Annotated in this window: 16 protein-coding genes (1 of these 16 cut by a window edge); 6 read left to right on the top strand and 10 right to left on the bottom strand. The window is 63.4% G+C overall.

Annotated features, from left to right (window positions below; translation table 11 throughout):
- Window positions 1–1,717 carry the 3' portion of an ABCB family ABC transporter ATP-binding protein/permease gene (locus ACUJ47_RS12435; RefSeq protein WP_445538705.1) on the top strand. It extends 101 nt beyond the left edge of the window, so only the last 1,717 of its 1,818 coding nucleotides appear in the window; its start codon lies off the left edge, out of view; the stop codon is at window positions 1,715–1,717.
- Window positions 1,718–1,729: 12 nt separating this feature from the next.
- Here the strand turns inward: ACUJ47_RS12435 and ACUJ47_RS12430 are convergent, their stop codons facing one another.
- The 5 genes from ACUJ47_RS12430 to ACUJ47_RS12410 all read right to left on the bottom strand — a co-directional run bounded on the left by ACUJ47_RS12430 (window position 1,730) and on the right by ACUJ47_RS12410 (window position 7,533).
- The gene (locus ACUJ47_RS12430; RefSeq protein ID WP_445538704.1) at window positions 1,730–4,579 is read right to left on the bottom strand and encodes a M16 family metallopeptidase; all 2,850 of its coding nucleotides are present in this window, start codon (window positions 4,577–4,579) and stop codon (window positions 1,730–1,732) included.
- 154 nt (window positions 4,580–4,733) lie between these two features.
- Window positions 4,734–5,141 carry an ACT domain-containing protein gene (locus ACUJ47_RS12425; protein WP_445538703.1) on the bottom strand — a complete coding sequence of 136 codons (408 nt, stop codon included), beginning with the start codon at window positions 5,139–5,141 and terminating at the stop codon, window positions 4,734–4,736.
- Complete coding sequence (gene hslU, locus ACUJ47_RS12420; protein ID WP_445538702.1) at window positions 5,141–6,442, bottom strand: ATP-dependent protease ATPase subunit HslU; 1,302 nt, start codon at window positions 6,440–6,442, stop codon at window positions 5,141–5,143. The genes ACUJ47_RS12425 and hslU overlap by 1 nt, the downstream gene beginning before the upstream one ends.
- A gap of 14 nt (window positions 6,443–6,456) precedes the next feature.
- A complete protein-coding gene (gene hslV / locus ACUJ47_RS12415) occupies window positions 6,457–7,017 on the bottom strand; it encodes an ATP-dependent protease subunit HslV (RefSeq protein WP_445538701.1) in 561 nt (186 codons plus the stop codon).
- Window positions 7,018–7,074: 57 nt separating this feature from the next.
- On the bottom strand, window positions 7,075–7,533 hold the full coding sequence (locus ACUJ47_RS12410) for an outer membrane protein assembly factor BamE (RefSeq protein WP_445538700.1): 459 nt from the start codon (window positions 7,531–7,533) through the stop codon (window positions 7,075–7,077).
- Window positions 7,534–7,710: 177 nt separating this feature from the next.
- Here ACUJ47_RS12410 and ACUJ47_RS12405 point away from each other — a divergent pair, with 177 nt between their 5' ends.
- Together ACUJ47_RS12405 and ACUJ47_RS12400 are read left to right on the top strand one after the other, a co-directional pair.
- Entirely contained in the window at window positions 7,711–8,241 is a 531-nt protein-coding gene (locus ACUJ47_RS12405; protein WP_445538699.1) for a ubiquinol-cytochrome C chaperone family protein, read from the top strand.
- On the top strand, window positions 8,238–8,771 hold the full coding sequence (locus tag ACUJ47_RS12400) for a YceD family protein (protein WP_445538698.1): 534 nt from the start codon (window positions 8,238–8,240) through the stop codon (window positions 8,769–8,771). Before ACUJ47_RS12405 ends, ACUJ47_RS12400 begins: the two co-directional genes overlap by 4 nt.
- A 259-nt stretch (window positions 8,772–9,030) precedes the next feature.
- Here ACUJ47_RS12400 and ssb read toward each other — a convergent pair whose 3' ends face one another.
- The 5 genes from ssb to ACUJ47_RS12375 are packed head-to-tail and all read right to left on the bottom strand — an operon-like array spanning window position 9,031 to window position 13,016.
- Window positions 9,031–9,546: a single-stranded DNA-binding protein gene (gene ssb, locus ACUJ47_RS12395; protein ID WP_445538697.1), complete on the bottom strand. Its 516-nt coding sequence runs from the start codon at window positions 9,544–9,546 to the stop codon at window positions 9,031–9,033.
- Between the two features lie 14 nt (window positions 9,547–9,560).
- Window positions 9,561–11,417: a ferrous iron transporter B gene (gene feoB / locus ACUJ47_RS12390; protein WP_445538696.1), complete on the bottom strand. Its 1,857-nt coding sequence runs from the start codon at window positions 11,415–11,417 to the stop codon at window positions 9,561–9,563.
- A gap of 8 nt (window positions 11,418–11,425) precedes the next feature.
- Complete coding sequence (locus tag ACUJ47_RS12385; RefSeq protein ID WP_445538695.1) at window positions 11,426–11,665, bottom strand: FeoA family protein; 240 nt, start codon at window positions 11,663–11,665, stop codon at window positions 11,426–11,428.
- A 51-nt stretch (window positions 11,666–11,716) separates the two neighbouring features.
- On the bottom strand, window positions 11,717–12,394 hold the full coding sequence (locus ACUJ47_RS12380) for a COQ9 family protein (RefSeq protein ID WP_445538694.1): 678 nt from the start codon (window positions 12,392–12,394) through the stop codon (window positions 11,717–11,719).
- A gap of 1 nt (window position 12,395) precedes the next feature.
- Window positions 12,396–13,016 carry an ankyrin repeat domain-containing protein gene (locus ACUJ47_RS12375; RefSeq protein WP_445538693.1) on the bottom strand — a complete coding sequence of 207 codons (621 nt, stop codon included), beginning with the start codon at window positions 13,014–13,016 and terminating at the stop codon, window positions 12,396–12,398.
- Window positions 13,017–13,101: 85 nt separating this feature from the next.
- Between ACUJ47_RS12375 and ACUJ47_RS12370 the strand changes: the two genes are divergently transcribed.
- From ACUJ47_RS12370 to ACUJ47_RS12360, 3 genes are read left to right on the top strand one after another with little or no spacing between them, the layout of a single operon-like run.
- Entirely contained in the window at window positions 13,102–13,707 is a 606-nt protein-coding gene (locus ACUJ47_RS12370) for an SCO family protein (RefSeq protein ID WP_445538692.1), read from the top strand.
- A complete protein-coding gene (locus ACUJ47_RS12365) occupies window positions 13,695–14,138 on the top strand; it encodes a YcgN family cysteine cluster protein (RefSeq protein WP_445538691.1) in 444 nt (147 codons plus the stop codon). The genes ACUJ47_RS12370 and ACUJ47_RS12365 overlap by 13 nt, the downstream gene beginning before the upstream one ends.
- Window positions 14,135–14,857 (top strand): M48 family metallopeptidase, encoded by a 723-nt coding sequence (locus tag ACUJ47_RS12360; RefSeq protein WP_445538690.1) that lies wholly within the window; start codon window positions 14,135–14,137, stop codon window positions 14,855–14,857. Before ACUJ47_RS12365 ends, ACUJ47_RS12360 begins: the two co-directional genes overlap by 4 nt.
- Window positions 14,858–14,882: the final 25 nt, after the last annotated feature.

Below are 14,882 nucleotides of genomic sequence, written 5' to 3'. Positions count from 1 at the left end.
GAGGCGTCGCATCGTCGCGGCGATGGCTTTCGTACTCGCAGCGAAGGCCGTCACTCTCGCCCTGCCTTTCGCATATAAATACGCGGTCGACGCGATGGCGACCCCTGCCAATGGCGGCGCGATGGTCGCGCTTGCGCTGGTGCTCGCCTATGGCCTGGGCCGCTTCACCGGGGTCGCGTTCGACAATCTCAGAAACATCGCCTTCGAACGGGTGGGCCAGCAAGCCACGCTGCATCTTGCACAGGATGTGTTCCGCAGGTTGCACAGCCTTTCGCTGCGCTTTCATCTCTCTCGCCGCACCGGTGAAGTCACCAAGGTCATCGAACGAGGAACCAAAAGCATCGACACGATGCTGTTCTTCCTGCTGTTCAACATCGCGCCAACCGCAATCGAATTGGTGGCGGTAGGCGTGATCTTCTATCTCAACTTTGGCTGGGAACTGGTCGCCGCGACGGGCGCTACAGTTGTCACCTATATCGCCGTCACCCGCTGGATTACCGAATGGCGGACCCAGCTGCGGCGGGAGATGAACGAGCTCGACGGCAAGGCGCTGCACCGCGCTGTCGATTCGCTGCTCAATTACGAGACGGTCAAATATTTCGGGGCCGAAGCCCGTGAGCAGGCCCGCTACAGCCAGGCCGCAAGCGCCTATGCCGAAGCGGCGATCAAGTCAGAGAACTCGCTAGGCCTCCTCAACATCAGCCAGTCGCTGATTACCAATATCCTGATGGCGGGGGCGATGGCCTTCACCGTATGGGGCTGGAGCCAAGGTAGACTGACCGTGGGCGACCTGGTCCTGGTCAACACCTATCTCATCCAGCTGTTCCGCCCGCTCGACATGCTCGGCTTCGTCTACCGTTCGATCCGGCAAGGCCTCGTCGACATGGGCGCAATGTTCAAACTGATGGACACCGCAGTCGAGGTGAAGGACCGGCCGGGCGCTCCGGCGCTGGTGGTGCACCGCCCGCATATCACCTTCGACCATGTGGTGTTCGGCTACGAATCCGATCGCACCATCCTGAGGGGCCTGAGCTTCGAAGTTCCCGCCGGTTCGCATGTCGCGATCGTCGGCCCATCCGGAGCGGGCAAGAGCACCATCGCGCGGCTGCTGTTCCGTTTCTACGACCCGCAAGCAGGACGCATCCTGATCGACGGGCAGGACATTGCCGGAGTGACGCAAGAAAGCCTGCGCGCAGCGATCGGCATCGTTCCGCAGGACAGCGTGCTGTTCAACGACACGATCGGCTACAATATCGCCTATGGCAGCAGCGCAGCGACCGAAGCTGACGCAATCAATGCGGCACGGGATGCGGCAATCCTGCCATTCATCGAGCAATTGCCGCAGGGCTTCGAGACTGAAGTGGGCGAGCGCGGCCTCAAGCTTTCAGGGGGCGAAAAGCAACGCGTCGCGATTGCGCGAACGCTGGTCAAGAACCCGCCGATCCTGCTGCTCGACGAAGCCACCAGCGCGCTCGATTCGCGCACCGAGCAGGACATTCTCGCCACCCTGCGCCGCGTATCGCGCAACCGCACCACCATCGCGATCGCGCACAGGCTCTCCACCATCGCCGATGCCGACCGGATCCTCGTGCTCGACCAGGGCAAGCTGGCCGAAGCCGGGCGACATAGCGAGTTGCTGGCGCGGGGCGGCCTCTATGCCGAGATGTGGACGCGCCAGGCGGCCGAACGCGAGCAAGAGGCCGATGCGGCCGAATAACCGGCTGCGAGATTACTCCCCGTCGCTTGCTGCCTTGTGCAGGTCCACACTCGCGAGGTCGAGCTGGTCGAAGGGAATGACTTCCACATCGCCGCGCAGCGCCTTGAGGTCATCGATGAAGTATTGCGCATCGCCCACGATCACCAGCGAGGCATTCTCGGGCGCAAGGTAGGCCTGCGCCATCTGCGCAACATCCGCCGGGCTGACCTGCGCCAGCCGCTCAGCTACGCCGAAGGCCTCTTGCGGAGCCAGTCCGCGGAGCAGCAAGCTTGCCACCTGGCCGTTGAAGCCGTTGCTGGTTTCAAGGCTTCGCGCGAGCGCTCCGCCAAGGAACAGCCGGCGCTTCTGCAACGTGTCTTCATCGAGCGATTCCGCACCCAGTCGCGCAAACTGTTCGAAGAACACGGCCGCCACTTCATCGGCGGTTTCATTCTTAGTTTGCGCCTGTGCGGTCAGCGTGGCGTCATCGGCGCGTGTGCCGAGCGCACTGTATGCGCCATAGCTGAGCGCGCGCTTAGTTCGAACTTCCTCGAACAACCGGCCATTGCTGCCCGATCCGAGCACCGTGTTGGCCAGCCACAGTTTGTAGAAGTCGGGATTGTTGCGTGAAAGGGCGCGAACCCCCGCTACCACTGCGGCCTGGCCCGCATTAGGCATGTCGATCACCACGGTACGCGGCGCCGGAGCTGCGCCTGCAGGATCGGCAATCGCAACCGGCAAGGGGCGGCTCGAGGTCCAGCTTCCGAAAAGACCATCGGCAAGCGACTTGGCGTCTTCCGCCGAAAGCCCTCCGCTAACAACGATCCGTGCCGTGCCGGGATGCCAATAGGCTTCCCGATGGGCGACCAGATCGTCGCGCGTAATGGCTGGAATGCTCGCAGGACTTGCAACGCGGCCATATGGAGCGTCGGCATACATCACTCTGGCCGCGACCAGATCGGCCAGCGCGCCGGGGTTCTTCAGCGTAGCGGAAAGTCCATCGAGCACGCGCTTGCGTTCGCGTTCGAACTCCTCATCGGGAAAGCTCGCGTTCTGCAAGATGTCGACCAGCACCGCCCCGGCCTGCTTCAGATTTGCCGTCGGCGCAGTCAGGCTGACAAAGCTGCCATCCTCGCTGGCACTGAAGCCGAGGCGGGCACCGAGCGATTCAAGCGTGGCGGCGATTTCGGTCGCACTGCGAGTGGCGGTACCCTTGTCCGCTACCGTGGCTGCCATATCCGCCAGCCCGGCCTTTCCGGCGGGATCGGTCGCGCTGCCGCCAGGAAACACCAGCGTGATCGTTGCGATCGGCACATTGCTCGTTTGCGCGCTCACCAGAGGGATGCCGTTTGCCAGCGTCGATTCGACGAATTGCGCACGCTCAACCTTGGGTGCTGCGGTTGGCGGCGGCGGAGCATCGCGTTCGCCTTCGGGACGCACGGCCAGCGGTTCGCCACTTGCCGGAGGGACGCTGGAGAAAGTGGGCATCGGCGCCGGGTTGGCATAGGTGGAGGGATCATCCTCCCCGGACGTGTAAGTGATCGTCACCTTGCCTTCGGGCCGCAGCCATGTTTGTGCTACGCGCTGCACGTCGGCCACCGTCACTGCGGCGATTGCCTCAAGCCTTTTGTCCGCCGCATCGGGATCGCCGGTCGAGACCAGCGCCTCGCCCAGTTCAAAGGCGCGGCCTTGCGCGGTCTGGCGCGACGACAGGGCGGAAGCGAAAATCTCGTTCTTGGCTTCGCGCAGTTCGGCCGCGCTTACAGGTTCGCTGCGGACCCGGTCGATGACGCGGTCGAGAGCTGCCTGTGCATCGGTGAGCGACGCCGTGGGGCTGAGCACTACGGATGAACTGATGAAGCCGCCGTCTTCGGACATCTGTTCGCCATGCGACGCGTTGACCGCCATGCCGCTGCGCACCAGCGCTTCGTGCATGCGACTGTTGTCGCCGCGCGAGAGGATGGTACCCAATACTTCGATCGCTGCCGCATCGGGATGTGTAACCGCAGGCGCCTTCCACAGGCTGCCCACGACGGGAAGCGGAACGTTGGGCGCCGTGGCGTTGACCGTGCGTGGTACGGTCCGAACCGGCTCCTCTCCCTCGATCTCAAGGCTCACCGGATTGGCCCGGCGCGGGATATCGGAGAAATAGCGATCGACGAGCGTGCGCAGATTTTCGAGCTCGAAATTGCCCGCAACGATCAAGGTCGCCGTGTCCGGCCCATAGTAAGCTTGATGGAAGGCGCGAGCATCGTCGAGCGTGGCCGAATCCAGATCTTCGATGCTGCCGATTCCCGGCCTGCGCATCGGCAGGACGTCAAAGGAGTTTTCCGCCGTAACGAAACGCTGCAGCCGACCATATGGCGGCGCGAGCACGCGCTGGCGCAGTTCTTCCTTCACAACCGAACGTTCGCGTTCGAACACAAGGCTGTCGACCACCGGAAACGCCATACGCTCACGATGGGTCCACAGCATAGTCTCGAGGTATTCGGCCGGGACAGTCTCGTAGTAATTGGTGCGATCGACCCAGTTGGACGCGTTGCGCACCCCGCCGACATCCTCGGTCAGCTTGTTGATCATGTTGTAAGGCATGTTCACCGTCTGGCGGCTGAGGATATGCTCAAACAGATGCGAGAAACCCGAACGGCCTTCGGGATCGTGCTTTGCGCCCACCTCGTACCACAACGACGTGGTGACATTGGCGGTTGAGCTGTCGGGAATTGCGATGACCTGCAGCCCGTTGCCGAGCACCCAGCGGGTATACTCGATCTTCGGTGCACTCAGAGTGGGAGCAGCGCCCTCTCCATGGTCATCCGCCAGCGCCGGCCCGGCCAGCGCAATCGCGGCCACGGCCACGCCCGAAAGCAATCCCTTCACGATCATGAATCTGTCCCCGTTTAACTAAACTGCCACTCCAACGGCTTGCCGCCTTCAGCGGTTCCGGATCAACCGCAAGAAGCATTGCTTCCTGCGAACCGCCGATATTCATCGACGCAGGACATGGCGCGGTTGCTCACTATTTCGAAGCCGCCACCAATTACCGATAGGACGCGGACAGGTCGCTCAACAGGGCGAGCGCGCGCTTCGCTTCGGCGACAGGCAAGAAGAGGTGGTCATGGTGATAGGCCGCAATCATGTTGCAGGCGATGCCGTGCTCCGCCAGTGTGCTTGCCACCGCGGCGGTGAGGCCGAAGCCGGTCAGCGAGGAATGCACCATCAGCGTGATTCGCGCGAAGGCCGGGCCTTCCTCTCCCAATTCGCGCGCGACGTCCTCGGGCACGATCGCAGTCACGCCCTCGTCCTCGCGGAATGTGCCGATCGCCGCGCCCAGCGCCTGCGGCGCGGTGGAAGGCGTGACTACCATGAAGCAATAGCGGACCGGATCGAGACGCGGCGCCATCTGCGCCAGCATGTCCTCGCGGCCCGAGACTGCTCCGCCCGACATCACAATATATACTTCGAAAGGTCGCTGTTACCAGCGAGGTCGGCCAGCCGTTCGCGGACATATCCGGCGTCGATCGTCACGCGCTCGCCGCTATGCTCCTCGGCTTCGAAGCTGATATCCTCCAGCAGTCGTTCCATCACCGTCTGCAGGCGGCGCGCGCCGATATTCTCGACGCTTTCGTTCACCTGAGCGGCAATCCGCGCGACTTCGGCGATAGCATCGTCGGTTATATCGAGCGTCACCTTCTCGGTGCCCAGCAGCGCCTTGTACTGCTCGACAAGGTTCGCGCGCGTTTCCTTCAGGATCCGCACGAAGTCCTCCTCGGTCAGCGCGCGCAGCTCAACCCGGATCGGCAAACGGCCCTGTAGTTCGGGCAGCATGTCCGAAGGCTTGGCGATATGGAACGCGCCCGAAGCGATGAAGAGCACGTGATCGGTCTTCATCGGGCCGTATTTGGTGCTGACGGTGGTTCCTTCGATCAGCGGCAGCAGGTCACGCTGCACGCCTTCGCGGCTGACGCTGCCCCCGCGCACATCGGAAACCGCGATCTTGTCGATCTCGTCAAGGAAGACGATCCCGTTGGTCTCGGCATTCTGCAATGCGACACGTGCGACATCGTCCTGGTCCATTCTTTTTTCGGCCTCTTCATCGACCAGCTTGTCCCAGGCATCGGGCACCTTGAGCTTGCGCCGCTTGGTCGGCTTGCGCCCCATCGCCTTGCCGAACATTTCCGACAGATCGATCATCCCGACATTGCCGCCCATTCCGCCCATATCGAACGGCATCTGCGGCGCTTCGGTTACGTCGATCTCGACTTCAGTTTCGTTCATCGCATTCTCGACGATCCGCTGGCGGAACGCCTCGCGCGTCGCTTCGGAAGCATTTTCGCCCACCAGCGCGTTGAGCAGCCGGTCCATCGCCGCCTTGCTCGCGGCCTCGCGCACCGCTTCGCGGCGGCGCTCCTTCTCGAGCCGGATCGCTTCTTCGACGAGGTCGCGTGCGATCTGTTCGACATCGCGCCCGACATAGCCCACCTCAGTGAACTTGGTCGCTTCGACCTTCACGAATGGCGCTTCGGCCAGCTTGGCCAGGCGGCGGCTGATCTCGGTTTTGCCGCAGCCCGTCGGGCCGATCATCAGGATGTTCTTGGGCGTCACTTCGTCGCGCAGCTCGGGGCCGAGCCGCTGGCGTCGCCAGCGATTGCGCAACGCAACGGCAACCGCGCGCTTTGCATCCTTCTGGCCGATGATGTGCTCATCGAGAGCGGCGACGATCGCCTTGGGGGTGAGTGCTTCAGTCATGTTTAGTGGCAATCTCAGATTTTCTCGACGGTCACATTGCCGTTGGTGAATACGCAGATGTCGGCTGCGACCTGCATCGCCTTGCGCGCGATCACTTCGGCGTCCTCTTCATAGTCGGCCAGCGCGCGGGCGGCGGCGAGCGCATAGTTCCCGCCTGAACCGATCGCGGTGATCCCGCCTTCCGGTTCAAGCACGTCACCATTGCCGGTCAGCACCAGCAGCGTGTCCTTGTCGGCCACGATCATCAGCGCTTCGAGATTGCGCAGGTACTTGTCGGTGCGCCAGTCCTTGGCGAGTTCCACCGCAGAGCGCAGCAATTGCCCCGAATATTGTTCGAGCTTCTTCTCGAGCCGTTCGAACAGGGTGAAAGCATCGGCTGTGGCACCGGCGAAACCGGCGATTACCTTGCCCCCTTCGCCGATGCGGCGCACCTTGCGTGCGTTGGGCTTCATCACCGTGTTGCCCATCGAGACTTGCCCATCGCCCGCAATCACGGTGACGTCACCGCGCTTTACGCCGACGATGGTGGTACCGTGCCACTGGACGAGGCCGTGGCTGATCTTTTCGCTGTCCATGACCCGGCATATGGGGAGCCGGGATGGGCGGTCAAGCAAGCTGCGCGAAAAGCGCGCTTATTGCCCCGCGCCTGCGCCCGGCGCGCCAACCTGGCCGATATTGCCGAACAGGTCTTCCAGGAAGCCGCGTTCGCGGCCCAGAGTGGGCGTCTTGTCGCCATCGGGGCTGAGACGGACCACTCGGTCGATCCCGCTGCGGTCGGCGGAAACCACATTGCCAGCATTGTCGAACTTCACTGCCAGCACCGAATGCGAAGCGATCCGCGTCCCTCCAAAGGGGCGACGCGCGGTCACGCTGGACACATAATACCAGGTAGGCTGGCCATAATCGCTGGTGAAGCTGGGCCGCCCCAGCGTCATCTCGACCGAACGCTGGTTATCGAGCCCCGGCTGGACTGCATCGATCAGCATCGCATCGACCACATAGCCGCGCGATTCGCGGATCGATGAACAACCGGCAAGGCCGATCCCCATTGCCGCAACCAGTCCGATCTTGAACGCGTTCGCCCTGTACATCCGAAACGATAACCTTCTTGGCTTCCGGGTCTCTGGCGCATTGCCCGCACCGCAACCCTTCCTATATGTCGGCCACGTGCCTTAGGGCGATGGCGCGCGGCATGCAACGCCGCGTATTGCTGCCACTGGGCATAGTGAATTGAATTGCGGCTGAACGCCGCCACGGAGCTGCAAGACATGTCTTTTCTTTCCCGGCTTTTCGGCACCGCTCCCGATCCGCGCGAACAGGTGCGGCCGCTGTGGCACAAGGTCGTCGCAATCGCGCGCGATCCGGCCTGGTATGCCGAATGCCGGGTGGCGGACGAGGTGGATGGCCGGTTCGACATGATCACCGCAGTGCTGAGTGCAGTCGTGGTTCGGCTCGAGGCCACTGGCAAGCATGCGGAAAGCGCGCTGCTGTGCGAGTTCTTCGTCGAGGACATGGACGGGCAATTGCGCGAATTCGGTATCAATGACGTGGTCGTGGGCAAGCACATGGGCAGGCTGATGAGCGTGCTTGGCGGCAGGCTGGGTGCTTATCGCCCGGCGCTCGCCCGTGCCGATGCAGCCAAGCTTCGAGCCGCGATAGAGCGCAATGTCAGCTTCGCGGAAGGCGGATCACCCACTTGCGTTGCAGCGAAGCTCCAGGCGCTGCACGATCTTCTCGGAACGATCGAGGGTGATGCGCTGGTCGCAGGGGACATCGTGTTCGGGGAAGCTGCGGCATGAGCGCAAGCGAAGTTTCGCGGCCGATCAAGGCCCGCTACCTGCCCGCCGATGCGGTCGTGATCGAAGCGACCGAAGCCGAGCGGGCCGCGCTGGCCCGCAGATTCGGCCTGCCCGAAATCCTTTCGCTGCGCGCTGAAGTCGAACTCGACCGCGAAGCAAAGGCAGTGCTCGCAAAGGGCACGCTCTCCGCACGAATCGTGCAGGCCTGTGCGATCTCAGGCGAGGAGTTCGAGACTGCGATAGAGGAACCGCTTGCGCTGCGTTTTGTCGAAGAAGGGCGGATCGATCCCGCCCTGTCGGAAGATGAGGAGATCGAGATCGAACTCAGCGGCGACGAGCTCGACGAGATCGAATTTGCGGGGGAGAGCTTTGACCTGGGCGAGGCCGTGGCCCAGTCGCTCGGACTCGCAATCGATCCTTATGCGGAAGGGCCCAATGCCGATGCCGCACGCAAAAAGGCCGGCATCACCAGCGACGACGCACCATCGGGGCCGCTGGCCGAAGCCTTGAAAGCATTGAAGGGCGAGTAGGGAAAAGAGGCCGTTTCATCGGCCCAAAGGAAACTTGCGGCGTTTCCCCGGTCCGTTGTGCCTCGGCACAATGTCTTGGGAAACACCGCAAGCCCGGTCTGTCACTTCTTGGTAAACCTCGGACCAAAACCGTTGCGTGAGCATTGGTTCAAAACGACGTTTACTCTGTGACCGACGGCTATCGAATAACCGCCACCGGGCCCGAATCGGAATACGCAATTATCCGTAGCTGAGCGATCAACTCGCGCGCCAGCCCCGATCAGAATGGAATGTCGTCGTCGAGGTCGTCGTAATTGGAACCGCCGCTGGAGGAACCGCCCTGCCCGCCGCCGCCGAAGCCGCCGCCCTGGTTGCCGCCGCCACCGTAGCTGCCGCCCGAACGCTGGCCTCCACCGAAGCCCCCGCCCTGCCCGCCGCCGCCGCTGGCGCCGTCAAGCATGGTCAGCGTCCCGTTCATGCCGCGGATCACCACTTCGGTCGTATAGCGATCCTGCCCCGACTGGTCCTGCCATTTGCGGGTCTGCAACTGGCCCTCGATGTAAACCTTGCTGCCCTTCTTGAGGAAGCGTTCGACCACGCCGACCAGACCTTCCGAGAAGATGGCGACGTTGTGCCACTCGGTGCGCTCCTGGCGCTCACCGGTGTTGCGATCCTTCCAGGTTTCGCTGGTCGCAATGCGCAGGTTCGCAACCTTGCCGCCATTCTGGAAACTGCGGATTTCCGGATCGGCCCCCAGGTTACCGATGAGCATTACCTTGTTGAGTGACCCGGCCATTCAATTTTCCTTCGCTACAGTCCCAGCGCCAAGGCGCTCCAGTAAGTGATTCCAGCAAACACATAGGCAAGCGCGAACAAATACCCAACCATGAAGGCGGGCCATTTCCACCCATTCGTCTCACGCCGGGCGACCGCGATGGTTGAGATGCACTGCGGCGCAAATACGAACCATGCGAGGAAAGCGAGGGCCGTCGGGAGGCCCCACAGATCGGCGATCTTGCCACGCAGCGCCTCAAGCGTGCGGTTCTCGTCTTCGGAATCGACCGCATAGGTCGTCGCTAGCGAAGATACCGCGACTTCGCGCGCCGCCATTGCCGGAACCAGCGCCAGCGTCATCTCGCGATTGAAGCCGATCGGCTCGAACGCCGGATGCATCGCGCCCGCGATCTGGCCGGCGAAGGAGGCGTCGACCTGGCTTTCGCCTTCGTCCGCACGCGGGAAAGTGAGGAGCAGCCACAGCACGATAGTCGCAGCAAAAATGATCGTGCCTGCGCGGCGCAGAAACACCCAGGCGCGCTGCCACAGGCCGATCATCAGATCCTTCAGGATCGGCCACTGATAGCGTGGCAGTTCCATGATGAAACCGCTAGCCTTGCCCTTGGTCACCGTCCGCCGCAGCAACAACGCGGCAACCATCGCCCCGACGATACCGGCAACGTAAAGTCCGAACAGCACTAACCCCTGAAGCCCTATGAAGGGCGCAACGCGAGTGTTCGGGATCACCGCACCGATGATCACAAGGTAGACCGGCAGTCGAGCCGAGCAGGTCATCAGCGGTGCGATCAGGATCGTCGTGAGCCGGTCCTTCGGGTCGGCAATGCTGCGCGTGGCCATGATACCGGGAATGGCGCAAGCAAAGCTCGACAGCAGCGGGATGAAGCTGCGCCCCGACAGGCCCACGCCCGCCATCAGCCGGTCCATCAGGAAAGCAGCCCGCGCCATATAGCCTGAGGCTTCCATCACCAGGATGAAGAAGAACAGGATCACGATCTGCGGCAGGAACACCACCACCGAGCCGACACCAGCGATCACGCCCTCGGTAATGAAATCGCGCACGATACCTTCAGGCATGCTCGCCCGTGCCAAGTCGGACAGCGCGCCCGCACCGCCATCGAGCGCGTCTGCGAAAGGGGTTGCCCATGCAAATACCGCCTGGAAGATCACAAACAGCAGTGCAAACAGGATCAAGGGCCCCAGCCAGGGGTTGAGAAGCACCCGGTCGAGCCGGCTGTTGAGCCGATGCGCGTCGCTCTCCGAAAGAATCGCTGCCTTGGCGATATTCTGTGCCGCCAGCCGCCGCTCAGGCAAGGTAAGATGGCCGATGCGGCGCTCGTCCGCATGGCCGGGATCGTCAACCCGCACTTCGCCCAGAGCGGCTGCGAGTTCGACAAGCCCGCGGCGCCGCACAGCCACGGTCGGCACCACCGGCACGCCCAGCGCATGACCCAGAGCTTCCGGATCGAGCACCAGCCCGTCACGCTCGGCAAGATCGACCATGTTGAGTGCGACCACGGTCGGCCGCCCCAGCGCGATCACTTCCTGCGCGAACACGAGGTGCTGTTCGAGATTGGCGGCATCGAGCACCACCACGATAACGTCGGGCTTCGCCTGCCCCTCAAACTCGCCCAGCACGACCTTGCGGGTCACTTCCTCATCGGGGCTGGTGGTATCTGCCAGGCTATAACTGCCGGGCAGGTCGATCAGTTCGACCGGTTCGCCCGAGGGGAGTTGCAGCCGCCCCGCCTTGCGCTCGACCGTGACGCCCGGATAGTTGGCGATCTTCTGGCGCGCGCCGGTGAGCGCGTTGAACAGCGCACTTTTCCCGGCATTGGGATTGCCGACCAGCGCAATGGTGCGAATTGGACCCATCTGCGCACCTATGCCTTTGCGACTTGCATCGCGGCGGCATGGACGCGGCGCAGCGCAATGGTCATGCGACCCAGCGTAACCGCGATCGGATCGCGCCCGCCGAACACACCGCGATGCGCAATGGTGATTTCGGCCCCATCGTCGATGCCCAGCGCGCGCAGGCGCAGCGCTTCTTCAGGTGCCAACGCATCCCAGTCGACCGACGTGATTGTGGCGCTGGCTCCGCGCGGAAGTTGATCGAGAGTCATGTTGCCGCGCTGCCAGAGAGCGCGGCTAATTGCAACCGATTCTCAATTGCGTCAGCGAGAGGGGTAGCGCAACCGGCCAAGAAAGCGCGTGACGCTGAAATAGTCCCGCTCTCCGCTGGTGAAGCGCGCCTTGGCCTTTTCGAAGCGCATCACGCCTTCGATCCGCCGGTCGAGGAAATCGCGGGTCGCCTGCTTGCCCTCGCTTTCGTCATCGACAAAGACCGCGAGCGTCGCGGCATAAATCGAAGCGAGGATCGCGCGCTTGGTATAGTGGTTGTAATCGGTGGCGGTATCGCCGGCGAGCCGCCACATCCGGTCCGCGCTGCGCCAGCCGGTCTTGAGCGCGCGGGCGGCGTTCTGCGGCTGCGCCATCACCGCCAGCGAGCGACGCAAAGCCTCTTCAAGCCCGGCAACCGCATCGAGCCGGAACTGGACAAGCGAACGAATCCGCTCGCGGATCTTCATTTCGGCCAGCTTCGATGCGGGAAGCGCTTCAGCCATCGCCACGTCGATCGTGTCGATCCACGCTTCGATCATGTCCATCGCGCCGCCCGGAAAGGCGAGCCGCGCGACATCCATATCGACCCCTGCCAATTCGGCGGCATGCAGCAGCGCCGCATCGCTCCAGCCGTCGAAGATCGCCGCGGCGGCGATTTCGGGCGCGAGCGCAAGCCGCAACTCGTCGAGCGTCATCTCGGCCGGATCGGTCACTTTGGCAGCCTGGCTCATGTCAGATTCGGGGGCCGTAATCGCCCGACGCGCCCTTGGCTTCGCGCGCGGCATCGGCCCGGTCGAATTCGGCCTGGATGGTGTTCGCGCCGCTCATCAGCCTGGCATAGTCGCGCGCCGTGCGGCCCGAATTGTCCGCACGATCGGGGTTGGCGCCCTTTTCCAGCAGCAATCGCACCAGCCCGGCGTCACGCCGGTGCACTGCCGCGATCAGCGGGGTTTCGCCCGCGCCGTCGGTCACTTCGACTTCCGCGCCTGCCTTGATCAGCGCCTCGACCCCTTCGGTGAAGCCCAATGTCACCGCCATCTGCAGCGGGCTGACGCCCTTCTTGTCGCGGATGTTGGGATTGGCGCCGCGCTGGGTCAGGAAGCGGATCCACAAGACGTCGCGCCGCGCGGTCACGATATGCAGCGCGGTTTCGCCCGTGGTCAGGTCACGCGTATTGACAATAGTGGTGCCGGGCTGGTTGAGCGCTTCGGTCGCGGCGTCGCCGTCGCGGTCCTTCACCGCCTTGAGGAACTCGTAGCCTTCCGAAAACATCTGTGCCGCAACCGGTGTTGCAGCAATTGCACCCAGCAAGGCGCCGATCATTGCTATCCTGCGCAAAACGGGACGCGTCACGCTGTCATCCTTTCAAAAACCCTGTCACAACCCATATCAACGGCTGTTCACGATAGCCGGTTAGCAGACCATGAACCGAGACACCATGCCTCACCAAAACCGCAAATTCCGTTGGGTTCCGATCGCAGCCGCCGCTTTGGCGCTGGCAGGCTGCGACGCCGCACAGGCACCCGCTGCCGAGCCGCCGCTGGCCGGGGCCGATATCGGCGGCCCGTTCGAACTGGTCAACAAGGACGGTGAAACTGTCCGCTGGAGCGACTTCGACGGGCGCTATCGCATGGTCTATTTCGGCTTCACTTTCTGCCCGGACATCTGCCCCACCGATACGCAACGCATGATGCAGGGCCACCGGATTTTCGCGGAAAAGTCGCCCGAACTCGCGGCGAAAATCGCCCCGATCTTCATCTCGGTCGACCCTGAACGCGACACGCCGCAAGTGGTGGGCGAATTCGCCGCCGCCTTCTCGCCCGATCTGATCGGCCTCACCGGCACTCCCGAACAGGTCAAGCAGGCCGCCAACAATTTCCGCGTATTCTATTCGCGCGGCGAGACGACGCCGGGCGGCGGCTACCTCGTCGATCATTCGAACATCGTCTATTTGTTCGGGCCCAAGGGCGAGCCGCTCGCCACGCTGCCGACCGACCAGGGCGCCGAAGCCGTTGCAGCCGAATTGGCGAAATGGGTGAGCTGAGGGACCGCTTCTGGGAATTGCCGCTCGGCGAGTTGAGCCGGGCGGAATGGGAAGCGCTGTGCGACGGCTGCGGCCGCTGCTGCCTGCACAAGATCGAGGACGAGGATACCGGCGAAATCAGCGACACCAATGTCGCGTGCAAGCTCCTCGATACGCGCACGGCGCAATGCACCGACTATCGCAACCGCAAGGCCTTCGTGCCCGATTGCCTGCGGCTGACGTTGAAGATCGTGCAGGATGTGCCATGGTTGCCGCGCACCTGCGCCTATCGCCTTCGCGCGGACGACCGCCCCCTGCCCGGCTGGCACTATCTGATCTCTGGCGATCGCGAAGCGGTGAAGCATGAAGGCGTATCGGTGGCGGGCCGCGTGGTGAGCGAAGTCGATGCCGGGCCGCTCGAGCACCATATCGTCGAATGGGGGAGCGAGTGATCGACTGGCTGCGCCGCGAAATGATCGAGCCCGAAATCGAGATCGGTGGGCGCGTGCTGCCGATCGTGCTCAAGCGTCATTCCCGCGCACGCCGGCTCACTTTGCGGCTCGCCGCCGATGCCAGCGCAGTGCAGATCACCCTGCCCGGCTGGGCGCGCAGCCGCGAAGCGATCGCTTTTGCGCATGCGCGGCGCGACTGGCTTGCCGCGCAACTGGCGAAGCTGCCCGAGCGACGCGCCCCTGAACCTGGCGGGACCATCGCCTATCGTGGCGAAAGCCTGCGGATCGAATGGCATGCCGCCGCTTCGCGCCGACCGGCGTTAAAGGGCGAGAGCATAGTGCTGGGCGGCCAGCTCGATGCGCTGGAAAGGCGACTGGCACGCTGGCTGGAGCGCGAGGCTTTGGCTCTGTTCGAAGCCGACAGCGCGGATTATTGCGCCGCCGCCGGGCTGGAGCAGGTGCCGGTGGCGCTTTCGCGGGCGCATCGCCGCTGGGGCAGTTGCTCCGACCGGCAGCGAATCCGGCTCAACTGGCGATTGGTGCAGGCGCCCGATTTCGTGCGCCGCTCAGTCGTGGCGCATGAAGTGACGCACCTCGTCCATTTCGACCACAGCCCCGCCTTCCACGCTTTGCTAGGCGATATTTACGAAGGCGAGATCGCCGTGGCAGATCGCTGGTTGAAGCAGCACGGGCGAACGCTCTACGCCAGGTTCGGTTGAGCCGTTCATTCCGCGGTTCGGCGCG

This window comes from Altererythrobacter sp. Z27, assembly GCF_052683155.1.
This window is presented reverse-complemented; position numbering and strand designations above follow the sequence as displayed.